The following is a 13,570-nucleotide window of genomic DNA, read 5'->3' as shown; positions in this document are numbered from 1 at the left end:
TAATATCGATTGAATTGTATGAATTCACTTCATAACGAACAATTCAATCATGTGGAAATACAAAAAGATAAATTCGTTTATGTACTTTCTGAAAATATAGATTGTCAGTTTTTTAGATAATTACAAAAGAACTTTCTTCATACGATTTACCTTTTCACTATTTCAGTAGTGTTTTATTCGTTAATCGAATTGTATAATATACTTACATAATAAATTCAGGTGATTTTTGACGTATTATTGACAGGATTTTGTCTGAAATATGTCTTTTGTAATTTTTTTGAATTTGATTTCTCACATTTTAAAAACGTACTTTTCAAACACACAACACACTCTTATATCAATTGTTATTATGTTTTTCTCTTCATACGCTTGACTTTCCCCTTGAAAAATGTCCTCGAATCAAACCTAGAAATATGCTAGTTTTTTGTCAAGAGAAAAATGTATTTCCAAAATTCAAATCAACAATATTGTTATTCACAAATAGAAAAAAACTCCCCTTTCTCTAGACATAAAATTCGTTTTTTTGTCATTTTTCAAACAGACTAAATAAAAAAGTACCGAGAATAAATTATATTCCCGGTACTTTAATCATTATTTCGTTGTATATTTTCTAACAGCCGGCATAATTTCGGTAGCAATTAATTCAATGTTTTTCTCAATCTTATCAAATGGTACACCGCCAAAATCAATCTGTGCCATAAAACGTTGCTGTCCAAATAATTCATATTGATAAAGCATTTTTTCAATAATTTGTTGCGGGCTACCAATCATTAACGCATCACGGTGATCTACTGCGTTAGTAAATTGTTGTTTTGGATACCCACCACCGCGTAGCGCAAGCATACCAGCATTAATATGAGGATAATATTCACTAAGTGCATCTTGTGAATTTTCTGCTGTATAAAATAAACTTGTTGTCGCAATTGGTAATGTTGCTGGATCAAAACCACTTTGCTCAGCTGCTTCACGATATGCATCAACCGAAACTTTAAAATTAACAGCTGGGCCACCAAGTGTCGTAAGCATCATTGGTACACCTGCGCGTCCTGCCTTAATTGCACTAGCAGGCGGTCCTCCAACAGCACGCCAAATTGGCATATTGTTATTTTTAGCTCTCGGTATAATTGCCGCATGTTCAAGTGGTGTTCTAAACTGCCCTTTCCATGTTACACTTTCTTCTTTATTTATTTTTAATAAAAGATCCATCTTCTCTTCAAATAGTTCTTCATAATAATTTACATCGTAACCAAGTAAACTATATCCCCCAATACGAGAGCCGCGACCAGCAACGATTTCAGCACGACCATTAGAAATTAAATCAATTGTGGCAAAATCCTCATATACACGAACCGGATCTGACGTGCTTAATACTGTTGCAGAACTCGCGATTTTAATGTTTTTCGTAGCTTGTGCAATAGCTCCTAAAATAACTGTATGAGCTTGCGTTGTAAAATGCGCTTGATGACTTTCACCGACAGCAAACACATCAATTCCAGCTTCATCTGCTAACTTAGCTGTTTCAATTAGTTCATGAATTCTTTTTTCTGCACTTATTTTCGAACCATTATGCGGATTTAAAATATGATCTCCAATTGAATATAATCCAAATTCAATTCCCTTACTTGTATCAATACGGTATTTTTCCATAGTTGCTCTCTCCCTTTTAATAAAGCGGTATTAATTTCTCTTCAATCTCTTTTCTTCTCTCTTCTAAAAATGGTGGTAAATCCAGCTCTTTTCCTAATTCTTCAACTGTTGAATCTACTGTAAATCCTGGTCCATCCGTCGCAATCTCAAATAAAATGCCATTTGACTCACGGAAATATAAACTTTTAAAATAAAAGCGATCGATAATCCCTGTTGATTGGAACCCTTTATCTTTCACCGCTTCATTCCAATAACTCAGTTCTTCATCATTTTTCACACGAATAGCTAAATGATGAATACTTCCTTTTCCTGGTCTTTCACTCTCTCCATCTTGCTGTTTCACCAAAATTTCTCCAAAAGATTGACCATCGATAGATTGATAAATACCCTCATCGTCTGAACGAGATACTTCTTTATAACTAAACAAACCTGTTAATGTTTTTGATAATTTATTTAAACTGCGCACTGTCATTTCAACTGTTCCCATGCCTAAAATACGATGATTCTGCTCTACAGAAGATTCATCCCATGCAGTCCAATATTCAGGCACCTCTTCATCTTTATTATTTAACAGCACTAACCGTAGACCATCTGGATCTTCAAAGTGCAGTGCGTCTCTTCCAGCGTAAGTTGTAATTTCCCCATGCGCTACCTGGAGTGACTCAAAACGTCTCTTCCAAAATGTAAGACTTTCTATTGAAGGTACGAGCAAGCCTATTTGTGTTATTGCATTTGTACCACGGATTGTTCTACCTACATTCGGCATTTCAAAAAATGATAATTCAGTTCCGGCACTCCCTGTCAAATCACCATAAAACAAATGATACATAAATGGATTATCTTGATTGACTGTCTTTTTCACCCGGCGTAATCCTAAGACATCTCGATAAAAATTATTATTTGTTTTCGCATTTTTAGTCACCATAGAAATGTGGTGATGTCCTGGAATTGTATACATAAAACTTCCTCCTCTTTATCACTTGATTAGTCAATTGATTAAGTAAAAAAAATTACTCATTCGGTAATTCTTTTTTTTCACTATGCTTATGAACTTTTGACATCAACTCGTATAGTATTTTCTGCTCTTCTTCATTTAATACATCATCAAAAAATGATGATTGAAATGCAAGTTGCTCTGGCAATGCTCTTTCTAAAGCCGCTTCCCCTTGCTCTGTAAGACTAATTGTTTTCGTTTTCCAATCTTGTTTTCGTATAATATATCCTTCTTTTTCAAGACGTGTTAACATTCGAGAAATACCGCCTTGTGTAACGGTAACCTTTTCTGCTAACTCCATTTGTGTTAATGGCTGATAAGTCCGTATTTGCAAAAGCACATCAAATTGGGCTGTTGTTAAATCAAAACGTTTTAAAAACTCATTTGACATTTGATTACTTTGGTTCGTAAATCGTATTAAACGTAGCCATATTAACGATCCTATCGTATTTTCACGCATGTTTTATCACTTCCTAGCGTTGATCTTACTATCACTTTACCACTCAAGTGATAGTAATGCAAGTAGAAATATGTTAAAAATACCTCCCAAAATCATTATTCTTAACTTTCCATTTCATTCATTGCTATATTTAAAGCTGACACAGCTTTTGGCCAACCAACATAAAAAGCCATATGTGTTATTAATGCAATTAATTCATTCTCCATTATCCCATTTTGTTTAGCTAGCTTCAGATGAAATGATAATTGTTCTGTATTACCAAGACTGATTAGTGCCGACAATGTACATAAGCTTCTTTCTCTTAATGTTAAAGTGGCATCCCGCCACACTTCCTCAAATAATATCTCTTCACTATAATGAGAAAATACAGGTGCTATTTCTCTCATTTTCTTTGGAATATAAAATTCAATTGGTTCATTCATCATTTTGCTCCCTTCATTTTTACCAATTGTGCCATCCCTTGACCAAATGACCAGTTTTCAGCAGCTGTCTCATGTAATGTAATAAAAATGTCAGTAACTTTCACATTAGAACATGCTGAAATTTCAAAGGATATAGATTGATACAAACCTTTTTTCTGTTGCACTGTTCTTCCAGGTCCACATGTAATAGAAACATGAATCATATTCTCAGTTCTCAGTTCTCCTCTTTCCAACAAATAATATGGATTATACAAAAATTGATTTTGTTGATAAGGTAAAAATATTTGAAAATAATCATTTTCAGGGATGTTAAAATGTTCAATTAATGCAAGATGGATACATTCACCTATCTTTTTCAACTCTTCTTTATTTAATATATCTTCATGATAATAAACGTTCACAAAAGGCATAGATTTTCATTCCTTTTTCTTAATTTAGCATTCAACAACATATCCTCGTGAAATATGTAAAATCTCATAAATAGTAACATCGCCCATTACATCTATTTCAGGCTTTTCCTTATAAAAACTGAATTGACTATATCCCCACTTATCCGGATTATAAACTATTACATTCCCTAAACATTTTTCTATGTTTTGCACATTTTCATTTACTTTATTTAATTGCGTCCCAATCAGCGATTTACTTTGAGAAATATTCCCTGCATATTCAACAGCATATCTACTTTTTCTAAAATCATTACTTAAATTAACAACTAATGGAACACCTATATTTATTTGTTGCCACCCAAACGATTGCAAAATATTATCGTAATACCCTTCAAAGATAAATTTATTCATCCCTTCATGACCATTCCAAATATATAAAGGTGCATAACAATTATGGAAACCCCCATCCTTACCTGCCTCAGCAATTAAATAAGCCTTAAAATTCAACCCTTGAAAACCATCCGTTTTATAACCATTCTTTTTCACCCTTTCTCTAATAGTCCCCATATCATAATCTTTTGGCAAAATGACCTTATATTGCATACCAATCATGTTTATCACTCACTTTCGATCTTATATATATAATGATAAACCGATGATCGGCTGACGTAAAATAGGTATAAATTATGTTTGATATCATTTATAATGATACCGTATAAGGGGCTGAAATGAATGGAAATAAATGATCTTATCATATTTAAAACTGTAGCTAACGAAGGATCTATTAGTAAAGCCGCTAAAGAGCTAGGCTATGTACAACCAAATGTAACTGAGCGAATCAAAAAATTAGAACAAGAATTAGAAACGCCTTTACTACATAGAGATAACAAAGGTGTCTCCCTGTTACCTTCTGGTGACATTTTATTAGACTACACGAATAAAATATTAGCTCTTTTAGAAGAAGCCAAAGATGAAATTAAAACAAGTGCATCTTCTTATGTAATAGCGACGTCACAATCTATTTTGACTAATTATTTAAGTATGCGTATTAAAGAAAATTTCAGGAATTATCAAATATATATAGAAAGTAGTAGCCATTTACAAAAACTACTACAGCAACAAAAAGTTGATATGGTCATAACCTATGAGGATTATCCCGACGCAGCGTTTAAAAAAGTATTCACCACTTCAATTTCTGTAGGCTTATTAAAAGCGAAAGAACAGTGTAACATTGACTTTTCAAAAGAACTTTTCTTTGTTAGTAACGATAAAAAGTGCCCTTTTAGAAATATGACAATACAATTTCTAAAAGAAAACAATCTATCTCAGCATCAACTTCAACAGTTAGATTCTTATTCGCTTATTGAAGAGTTTATTGTTGAGGGAAATGGGATAGCTTTTTTACCGATTAGAAATGATAAATTAGTTCCAGTTGAAAATGTCGCGGTTGAAAAACTACCTATTAACTTCTTTACAACTCGAGACTTAGATAAAGTGATTCCAGGTGAACTATTTAATTAATAAAGAGGCTACACTTGTCGTATTTTACGGGTAAATAGATATCCCATGTCGAATCGCTAATATAACTTCATATACTATCGTACGGCCTAATAAAATAAAAAGGGATGTTACCTAGTTAATATGTTTAACTACTAGGACATCCCTTTCCATCTTGAAGACTTATTTCACACGTTCTGCTCCACCCCTGTACTCTTCTCCTTCTTACTTCTTTTAAAATTCTTCAACTTCTTAACTGTTCCAACTAACCCTTTCGGAAAAACTAGTAGCACGATAATGTATAATAAACCAAGAATGATCGTCCATCGTTCAAAAATCGGATATTCCGTCGCTAATTCGGATAAATAATATTTCAATGATTCAATAATCCCAGCTCCAGCGATTGCTCCGGTTAACGTTCCAACGCCACCAATCATTGTCATCAATAATGCATTTAACGTCATTTCAATTGAAAATACAGTTGTATTAACAAAGCGTAAAGTGATAACAAATAAACCACCGCTAATCGCTGCAACTACTCCTGCAACAACACTAGCAATAATTTTATAATGAAGAACTTTATAGCCAAGTGCTTCAACTCGTTGTTCATTTTGTGAAATTGCCTTTAATACTTTCCCAATTGAAGATTTTGTGAAAAGGCGTAACAAAATGAAAATACTGATTAAACATATAAGTGTTACATAATAAAATGTAAAACGATCACGAAATATATCTGGTACACCAAAGGTAAATCCATCCCCTCCGTGAGTCAGTGAACGCCATTTTTCAGCAAGTACAAAAAACAACTGTGAAATAGCGAGCGTTAACATTGCATAAAAATGACTTTTCAAACGTAATGAAAGCATACCAATTATATAACTAACGATGGCTGCTACAATAATTGCGGCTGCTACTCCTATGAAGAAGTTCATTATAGATACTCCTTGCCGATCAAATAAAAGTGCTACCCCATATGCTCCTATTCCAAAGAACATACAATGGCCGAATGATACAATTCCTGTATATCCAAGTAATACATCAAAACTCATTGCAAAAATAGCAAAGATGAAGATTTGAGTGAACAAAATTAACAAGCTCCGTGAATCATTTACGAATGGAAATACACTTAAACAAATGAGCATAAATACTCCGAAGTATACTTTAATTCGATTTGATGTGCTGTTCACCATTTCACCCCTTTTCACCAACAAGTCCCGTTGGCTTCACTATTAAGAAAAATAGTAACATTAACATATTGATTGCAAGAGATAAATCTGGCAAAAAATACGCTGTAAAAGCACCGGCTAATCCGACAATTAAAGATGCTAGCGCTGAACCTTGTACGCTACCTAATCCGCCAATAATAACTACTATAAAAGCTAAAATTGCGTACTGCATACCCATCTCAGCAAAAATAACTCCTGAATATGGTGCTAGTAGAAAACCACCTAACGCCGCCATCCCTGCTCCTAATAAAAAAACAAACGAGAATATCGCTTTTACGTTAATTCCGAGAGCTTGAACCATCTCTTTATCCATTACACCAGCGCGAATCATAAGTCCTATCTTTGTTTTTTTCAGCAGCAATAGTAAAGCGATGTAAATTAGTATCCCAACTAAAATAACGAATAGGCGATATTTTATTAAGATAACTCCTCCAAATGTAAAACTTCCTTGAAGCCATAACGGTAATTTTGCAGCAATTGGATTAGGACCCCAAAATATTTTGATGCACTCGCTAAGAACGAGCATTCCTCCGAGTGTCACGAGAAGCTGCCGCACATGGTTTCCATACACTGGTCTAATAAGAAATCTTTCTAAAATGAAACCGAGAAACATACCCATAGCGACTGCCCCAATTAGCGCTAATAAATAACTATCTGTCATATTAAATAACCAAACGCCTGTAAATGCTCCCCATGCAAATAAACCGCCATGCGCAAAATTTAGTACGCTCATTAAACCGAAAATAAGTGATAGACCAGACGCTAATAAAAAAATAAGCATCCCTGTCGAAACGCCATTTACAAATAAGTTAATTAGCACATCCACGTTCTATCCCCCCGTATCAATTTTAAGAAATACCTAAATATTTATGACATGTTTCCTTATCCTCTCGCAGTTCCTCCATGAAACCATTATGCACAATGCGCCCATTATCCATAATGTAAAAATAATCACCGATTTGACTAGCCATCATAAAATTTTGTTCAACAAGTAAAACAGTCGTTTTTTCCTTCATTTTCAAAATTGCTACCATTAATTTTTCTATCATAATTGGAGACAGCCCTTTACTCGGCTCATCAATAAGCAATAATCCATCACTATTAATAAATGCTCTTGAAATTGCTAGCATTTGCTTTTGCCCTCCGCTTAAGAGTCCGCTTTTTTTTTGCCAAAATTGCTTTAAATCTGGAAATAATTCAAGCATCCAGTCTATTTTTCCTTCCGCTTCTACTCCCTTCCCGCTAGCAAGAGCGAATGTTTCTTCTACTGTCAGGTCGTGAAAAATACCTTGATTTTCTGGTACATACCCTATTCCTTTCCTTGAAATTAAATGTGTAGATAATCCATTTACTTGTGTACTATCATAATAAATTTCACCATGTGCGATATGGTGAAATCCCATAACCGAACGTAATGTCGTAGTCTTCCCTGCCCCATTTCTTCCAAACAGTACAGTAATCGTTCCTTTCTCAACAGTAAGAGATACCCCTTGTAAAATATGAAACTGATCTAAATACGTCTCTATATTATTCACTTGTAGTAGTGCCACTATATAATCCCCCTAAATAAGCACTTTGTACACGCTCGTCTTTCATCATTTCTTCCGGCAATCCTTCAGCCAATAACTCCCCATGAAATAAAACGATAAGATGATCTGATAAATCTAGCACCATATCCATTTTGTGTTCGATAAGTACGATTGTGCTCTCTGGATTCTTTTTAATATTTTCGATTACTTGTAATATAGCCGGAACTTCCTCAACAGAAATACCTGCTGTCGGCTCATCTAGTAGTAATACATCCGTTTTTAATGCTAATAACATAGCAAGCTCTAACTTTCTTTTTTCTCCGTGAGCTAAATCCTTAGCTAATACGTCCCCTTTCTCGTGAAGGAGTACTGTCTTCAAAAGACGTCTCGCTTCTCCAGTTTGCTGCTTTAACTTGGCTGCATTCGGAAAGAAACTGTAATAATCCTGAACAAACGATTGAACACTTAGACGCACATTTTCAAGTACTGTTAGCTCTGGAAAAATATTTGTCAGCTGAAAAGAACGACCAATCCCCAAGCGCGTTCGATCTGAAATTGATAATTTTGTAATATCCTGTCCTTTAAAATAAACTTCACCTTTCGTCGGAGAAATTTGCCCACTTAATAAATTGAATAGTGTTGTCTTTCCAGCACCATTCGGTCCAATTATTGAAATGAGCTTTCCTTTTTTTACCGTTAAATTTACATCCTTAATAACATGATGATCCCCAAAAGATACACAAAGATTTTTCGTCTCTAACAAATGTGTCATAAAATCCCTCCCACTGAAAGCTATGTTTATGAAAGAAACAAGTATAAAGAGGGTATTCCCTCTTTATACAAAAACAACAGAAAATTCAGTCTATTCATTCTGAATTGATGGTTCTGTCTCTTTCATCGTTAATTCTCTCTCTAACACTGGTACTGGATAATCAACACCATCTTGCTTTTTTAGCGTTATAGAATATAGAGTTTGTAATGCTTGATGATCCTTCTCTCTAAATTTCATCTTTCCTTTCGGTGTCTCAAATTCCATCCCTTCCATTTTCTTAATAAGTGTATCTACATCTGTATCGCCCTTCGTTTTCTTTAAAGATTCGACGATAGAAATTGCCGCTGACATTCCTCCTGCTGTAAACAGATCTGGAACAGCACCATTAAAACGTTTTTTATGTTCTTCTACTAGCCAATCGTTCACCTTATTCTTTGGAAGTGAGTGATAATAAACAGAAAACCCTTGCATCCCTATTAGCGCATCCATCGTTTTTAATGCTGGTATATCAGGTGCACCAGTAGAAATTTTAATACCTTGCGCTTCCACATTCATATCTTTCAACTGTTTCCATGGTGAATTCGCACCTGCCCAAACGATAAATAAATAATCTGGTTTTGAGCTAATAATATTTTGAATATTTGCAGTGAAATCAGTTGAATTCGTATCCGCGTATTGCTCGTTTACAATATTCGCACCTAATTTTTTTGCTCCCGCTTTAAATGCTGCAATTCCTTCACGACCGAAAGCATTATCTGGAGCAAACGTCGCAATCTTTACATCTTTTTTAGCAATTGAGGCAGCCCCAGCAATCGCATCTTGCGAAGAGTTTCTACCTGTTCTAAAAATATATTTATTCCAGTTCTTCCCGGTAATACTATCAGCAACTGCTGGTTCTACAACCATTATTTTTTCATATTCCTCTGCAAGTGGTAAAACCGCTAATGTATCACTTGAACTAGACGATCCGACTAAAAAATCGACTTTCTCTTCTTCTAATAACTTCGTAGCTTTTTTAACCGCTACATCAGCTTTCGTTTCCGTATCTTCTACAACAAACTTAATCTTCTTCCCTTCCACTTTCCCAGTTCCACCAGTTGCATAATCTAACCCTAATTCAAATCCGTTCACTGTTTGTTTTCCATATGATTCTAATGGACCTGTTAATGAAGCAAGAACCCCTACCTTAATCGTCTTTTCATCCTCTGTACTTGTTTTCTTTCCTGAACAAGCTGCCGTTATTAATAACGAACCTAAAACACAACCAGCAGCCACCATTTTCAGCCATTTACGTTTTTTCATCGACATTGTGATCCTCCCCATACTTTACTTTCTGATAGAGTCAAACACGCCAAAGTTACCCATCCGTAATTATGACTTTTCCTTTGAATCATACAAACAAATCTGTTTTAAAAATTTAATGAAGTACCTTTACATTCGCCGCCTCTTTCCAAATACCTCCATTTATCATATATTCATCTAGTATTTTTCACCACCTAATTACAGTCGCTGCCCACGTATACCCAGTCCCGGCACTAACCACTACTGCAATATCTCCAGGCTGTAATTTCCCTTGCTCATTTGCAAAATGAAGACCTATACATGGGTCAAGTGCTGACATATGCCCATAATGATCTAAATATACAACTTGCTCTTCTACTAAGCCCAGCCCCTGTAACAATACCTCCATTTATCATATATTCATCTAGTATTTTTCACCACCTAATTACAGTCGCTGCCCACGTATACCCAGTCCCGGCACTAACCACTACTGCAATATCTCCAGGCTGTAATTTCCCTTGCTCATTTGCAAAATGAAGACCTATACATGGGTCAAGTGCTGACATATGCCCATAATGATCTAAATATACAACTTGCTCTTCTACTAAGCCCAGCCCCTGTAACAATTCTATTAGCATAGAGCGTTTTGTATGCAGTGGTAACAATACTTTAATATCTTTAGGAGTAAATCCACTTTTTCTTAACGCCTCCCGAATAACCTTATCAAAATTAGGGGTTGAAATTGGATCTAAACGTTCTTTCATACTAATAGGATCTATTACATCAATATAATGTTGTCGATTCTCAACTGTATCATAGCTCGCAACCTGCTTCGATCCACCAGCTGGAATACGAACATCGTCATGAAATGAACCATCCGTTATAATCGCACTGCCTAATATTTCACCGTTGCTAGCTCCCTTTTTTACTAAAGCTGCACTTCCGCCATCAGCAAAATTAAACATAAAACGTGAGCGTGGATTATCATAATCTACAATTTGAGATTCTTTACATCCACCTACTAATAATATATTTTCAATTGATTTATCAGAGTAGAGCATATCCTTTGCGACTTTGAGAGCGATTGGAAAGCAAGAACTAACATTCATAATTTCAAAAGCATAAGCATTTTTCAATCCAAGTTCATGCTGAATTTTTGGGGCACTAGACCATACGTGGTAATCTTTATGTGGACTGCCAAAATAAATGACTACATCAATAGATTGAGGATCTACTTGTAATAATATTGGCTTTGCAGCAGCAATAGCTAAATCTGATGCATGCATCGTTTCGTCTGCGACATGTTTTTCATATAACCCAAACTTTTCTATAATAATATTCTCAGGAATACCTGTTTTTTTAGATAAATCTGCGGCCGTCTCTACGTCTTTTGGGAAGAAAACACCAGTTGCTTCAATCCCAATTCTCATTAGACAATTCCTCCTTCTTTTGGCACCATCATAGTCGCTACACCTGTTAACACTAAATCTCCTTTTTGGTTATGACACTCAGTTAACAATTTCAAAACTCTCTTTTCTATCATAAATTCTTGTACTGTTGCCGTAGCTGTAATCGTATCTCCTATAAAAACTGGCGCTGTAAATTTAATAGTTTGTTCCATATAAACGGAACCCTTTCCTGGTAAATGAACGCCTAACAATTGTGATAATAAACTAGAAGTTAATAAACCATGTGCGATTCTTTGATTAAATCTAGTTTGTTTTGCATACTCATGATCAATATGAATTGGATTAAAATCCCCGCTCAAACCCGCAAATAATACAAAATCCGTTTCTGTTATTGTTTTACTACATGATGCCTGTTGACCGGAACTATACATAATCATCCCTTCACCTACTTTTCAGTTGATTTGCTAACTGTGCTTTTTGAATTTTACCAGTTGCATTTTTAGGCAATTCCTCTAGAAACACAATTTCTTTTGGAACTTTATATTTGGCTAGAAATAAACGACAATGATCAATGACTTCCTTTTCAGTTAATACACTGCAACTCTTTTTCACAATAAAGGCGATTGGAATCTCTCCCCACTTTACATGTTGTGTACCAATTACTGCTACCTCACATACTTCTGATAGTTTATTAATAACTTGCTCTACTTCAAGGGGATAAATATTTTCACCACCGGAAATTATCATTTCTTTTTTTCTACCGACAATGTATACAAAACCATCTTCATCAACTTTAGCTAAATCTCCCGTATATAACCAACCATCTTGAATCGTTTCTTCTGTTGCATCTGGCCGATTCCAATACCCTTTCATTACATTTGGTCCTCTTATTAGTAACTCTCCAACTTCACCAATCTCAACTTTATTTTTGTTTTCATCAATAAGTACATAATCACAAAACAGAACAGGTTTTCCAATTGAGCCTACTTTACGTCTTGCATCTTCTTCTGAAAGCATAAATACGGTTGGTGATGTTTCAGTCATACCAAAGCCTTGACCAAATAAAAATCCTCTATCTATAAATTCTCTCATCAACTCTTCTGGACATGGTGCACCACCGTTATAAAACCAGCGAACTGATTGTAAATTTGTAGTTTCAAACTTTGCGCAATTAATTAATGCTTGGTGAATTGTAGGTACTCCCATTACAACAGTCACTTTATATTTTTCTATCATAGAAAGAGCTATGGTTGGCTCAAATTTTCTCGGAACAATGATTATTCCACCTGCAAATAAAGTTGGAAATGCGAATAAACCAATCCCACCAATATGAAATAAAGGCAATAACACAATGGAGCGGTCATGAACAGTTAGGTCAATCGCAAATGTATTATTAAGCGCATTCCAAAACATATTCTCTTGTGTAAGTACAGCTCCTTTCGGTTGTCCTGTTGTCCCCGAGGTATAACATATAATAAAGGATGCGCTTTCATTTATCTCTTCAAAGTTGTCAATTTTTCTATCTTCTATTTCTTTTAAACTTTTAATCGAAATAACTCTTTGTACATATGTTACATTCTGCATTGACAGTGCCATATTTTGAAATGTTTCCTCTACAAATAAAACTGTAGCTCCACTATCTTTTAACTGAAATATAAGTTCATTTTCTGTTAACCTTATATTCAGTGGAACAGCAATACATTCTACCTTTGCTATAGCAAATAAAAGTACAATATATTCCAAGCTATTTTGTGATAAAATAGCTATCCTCTCTCCTTTTTGCACATTTAAGTCGTAAATTAAATATGCTGCTACTTTACTTACATACTCATGTAACTGTTTATATGTCATTTCCTCCTCTTCTGTAATAATGGCAATGCGATCTGGATGTAAATAGGCTCGTTTTTCAATCCAATAAGCAATGCCTTGCATATTTTCCCCACT

At 34.8% G+C, this 13,570-nt stretch carries 15 protein-coding genes and 1 pseudogene; 1 reads left to right on the top strand and 15 read right to left on the bottom strand.

What is annotated here, in order from left to right:
* Positions 1-591 precede the first annotated feature (591 nt).
* The 6 genes from MKY90_RS09670 to MKY90_RS09645 form a co-directional block, all read right to left on the bottom strand.
* Entirely contained in the window at positions 592-1,647 is a 1,056-nt protein-coding gene (locus MKY90_RS09670; protein ID WP_002126901.1) for an LLM class flavin-dependent oxidoreductase, read from the bottom strand.
* Between the two features lie 16 nt (positions 1,648-1,663).
* A complete protein-coding gene (locus tag MKY90_RS09665; RefSeq protein WP_002126899.1) occupies positions 1,664-2,605 on the bottom strand; it encodes a ring-cleaving dioxygenase in 942 nt (313 codons plus the stop codon).
* A 52-nt stretch (positions 2,606-2,657) separates the two neighbouring features.
* On the bottom strand, positions 2,658-3,101 hold the full coding sequence (locus MKY90_RS09660; RefSeq protein WP_002012331.1) for a MarR family winged helix-turn-helix transcriptional regulator: 444 nt from the start codon (positions 3,099-3,101) through the stop codon (positions 2,658-2,660).
* A gap of 101 nt (positions 3,102-3,202) precedes the next feature.
* Complete coding sequence (locus tag MKY90_RS09655; RefSeq protein ID WP_234803725.1) at positions 3,203-3,526, bottom strand: carboxymuconolactone decarboxylase family protein; 324 nt, start codon at positions 3,524-3,526, stop codon at positions 3,203-3,205.
* Entirely contained in the window at positions 3,523-3,933 is a 411-nt protein-coding gene (locus MKY90_RS09650) for a tautomerase family protein (RefSeq protein ID WP_215598848.1), read from the bottom strand. Before MKY90_RS09650 ends, MKY90_RS09655 begins: the two co-directional genes overlap by 4 nt.
* 24 nt (positions 3,934-3,957) lie before the next feature.
* Positions 3,958-4,524, bottom strand: coding sequence for a DUF4865 family protein (locus MKY90_RS09645; protein WP_078184728.1), 567 nt, complete (start codon positions 4,522-4,524; stop codon positions 3,958-3,960).
* 120 nt (positions 4,525-4,644) lie between these two features.
* Between MKY90_RS09645 and MKY90_RS09640 the strand changes: the two genes are divergently transcribed.
* Complete coding sequence (locus MKY90_RS09640; protein ID WP_002031321.1) at positions 4,645-5,433, top strand: LysR family transcriptional regulator; 789 nt, start codon at positions 4,645-4,647, stop codon at positions 5,431-5,433.
* Between the two features lie 164 nt (positions 5,434-5,597).
* Here MKY90_RS09640 and MKY90_RS09635 read toward each other — a convergent pair whose 3' ends face one another.
* From MKY90_RS09635 to MKY90_RS09595, 9 genes and pseudogenes are all read right to left on the bottom strand, one after another.
* Entirely contained in the window at positions 5,598-6,551 is a 954-nt protein-coding gene (locus tag MKY90_RS09635) for a branched-chain amino acid ABC transporter permease (RefSeq protein ID WP_341093231.1), read from the bottom strand.
* A 49-nt stretch (positions 6,552-6,600) separates the two neighbouring features.
* Positions 6,601-7,461: a branched-chain amino acid ABC transporter permease gene (locus tag MKY90_RS09630; protein ID WP_002141340.1), complete on the bottom strand. Its 861-nt coding sequence runs from the start codon at positions 7,459-7,461 to the stop codon at positions 6,601-6,603.
* A gap of 22 nt (positions 7,462-7,483) precedes the next feature.
* Positions 7,484-8,185, bottom strand: a complete 702-nt coding sequence (locus MKY90_RS09625; RefSeq protein WP_341091194.1) for a branched-chain amino acid ABC transporter ATP-binding protein — start codon at positions 8,183-8,185, stop codon at positions 7,484-7,486.
* The gene (locus tag MKY90_RS09620) at positions 8,163-8,936 is read right to left on the bottom strand and encodes an ABC transporter ATP-binding protein (RefSeq protein WP_215552518.1); all 774 of its coding nucleotides are present in this window, start codon (positions 8,934-8,936) and stop codon (positions 8,163-8,165) included. Before MKY90_RS09620 ends, MKY90_RS09625 begins: the two co-directional genes overlap by 23 nt.
* A 90-nt stretch (positions 8,937-9,026) precedes the next feature.
* The gene (locus MKY90_RS09615) at positions 9,027-10,244 is read right to left on the bottom strand and encodes a substrate-binding domain-containing protein (RefSeq protein WP_341091191.1); all 1,218 of its coding nucleotides are present in this window, start codon (positions 10,242-10,244) and stop codon (positions 9,027-9,029) included.
* A gap of 181 nt (positions 10,245-10,425) precedes the next feature.
* A pseudogene (locus MKY90_RS09610) lies at positions 10,426-10,617 on the bottom strand (3-oxoacyl-[acyl-carrier-protein] synthase III C-terminal domain-containing protein); the annotation flags it as partial.
* Between the two features lie 34 nt (positions 10,618-10,651).
* A complete protein-coding gene (locus MKY90_RS09605) occupies positions 10,652-11,647 on the bottom strand; it encodes a 3-oxoacyl-ACP synthase (protein ID WP_001219349.1) in 996 nt (331 codons plus the stop codon).
* On the bottom strand, positions 11,647-12,063 hold the full coding sequence (locus MKY90_RS09600; protein ID WP_002012316.1) for a MaoC family dehydratase: 417 nt from the start codon (positions 12,061-12,063) through the stop codon (positions 11,647-11,649). Before MKY90_RS09600 ends, MKY90_RS09605 begins: the two co-directional genes overlap by 1 nt.
* A gap of 4 nt (positions 12,064-12,067) precedes the next feature.
* Positions 12,068-13,558, bottom strand: coding sequence for an o-succinylbenzoate--CoA ligase (locus MKY90_RS09595; protein WP_001161506.1), 1,491 nt, complete (start codon positions 13,556-13,558; stop codon positions 12,068-12,070).
* Positions 13,559-13,570: the final 12 nt, after the last annotated feature.

The organism is Bacillus sp. FSL P2-0099 (assembly GCF_038007445.1).
Classification (GTDB): domain Bacteria; phylum Bacillota; class Bacilli; order Bacillales; family Bacillaceae_G; genus Bacillus_A; species Bacillus_A mycoides.
This window is presented reverse-complemented; position numbering and strand designations above follow the sequence as displayed.

Excerpts from the sequence above, each read along its gene's own strand:
- MKY90_RS09670 (WP_002126901.1), bottom strand. The coding sequence starts at position 1,647 with ATGGAAAAATACCGTATTGATACAAGTAAGGGAATTGAATTTGGATTA.
- MKY90_RS09665 (WP_002126899.1), bottom strand. The coding sequence starts at position 2,605 with ATGTATACAATTCCAGGACATCACCACATTTCTATGGTGACTAAAAAT.
- MKY90_RS09660 (WP_002012331.1), bottom strand. The coding sequence starts at position 3,101 with ATGCGTGAAAATACGATAGGATCGTTAATATGGCTACGTTTAATACGA.
- MKY90_RS09655 (WP_234803725.1), bottom strand. The coding sequence starts at position 3,526 with ATGATGAATGAACCAATTGAATTTTATATTCCAAAGAAAATGAGAGAA.
- MKY90_RS09650 (WP_215598848.1), bottom strand. The coding sequence starts at position 3,933 with ATGCCTTTTGTGAACGTTTATTATCATGAAGATATATTAAATAAAGAA.
- MKY90_RS09645 (WP_078184728.1), bottom strand. The coding sequence starts at position 4,524 with ATGATTGGTATGCAATATAAGGTCATTTTGCCAAAAGATTATGATATG.
- MKY90_RS09640 (WP_002031321.1), top strand. The coding sequence starts at position 4,645 with ATGGAAATAAATGATCTTATCATATTTAAAACTGTAGCTAACGAAGGA.
- MKY90_RS09635 (WP_341093231.1), bottom strand. The coding sequence starts at position 6,551 with ATGCTCATTTGTTTAAGTGTATTTCCATTCGTAAATGATTCACGGAGC.
- MKY90_RS09620 (WP_215552518.1), bottom strand. The coding sequence starts at position 8,936 with ATGACACATTTGTTAGAGACGAAAAATCTTTGTGTATCTTTTGGGGAT.
- MKY90_RS09615 (WP_341091191.1), bottom strand. The coding sequence starts at position 10,244 with ATGTCGATGAAAAAACGTAAATGGCTGAAAATGGTGGCTGCTGGTTGT.
- MKY90_RS09605 (WP_001219349.1), bottom strand. The coding sequence starts at position 11,647 with ATGAGAATTGGGATTGAAGCAACTGGTGTTTTCTTCCCAAAAGACGTA.
- MKY90_RS09600 (WP_002012316.1), bottom strand. The coding sequence starts at position 12,063 with ATGATTATGTATAGTTCCGGTCAACAGGCATCATGTAGTAAAACAATA.
- MKY90_RS09595 (WP_001161506.1), bottom strand. The coding sequence starts at position 13,558 with ATGCAAGGCATTGCTTATTGGATTGAAAAACGAGCCTATTTACATCCA.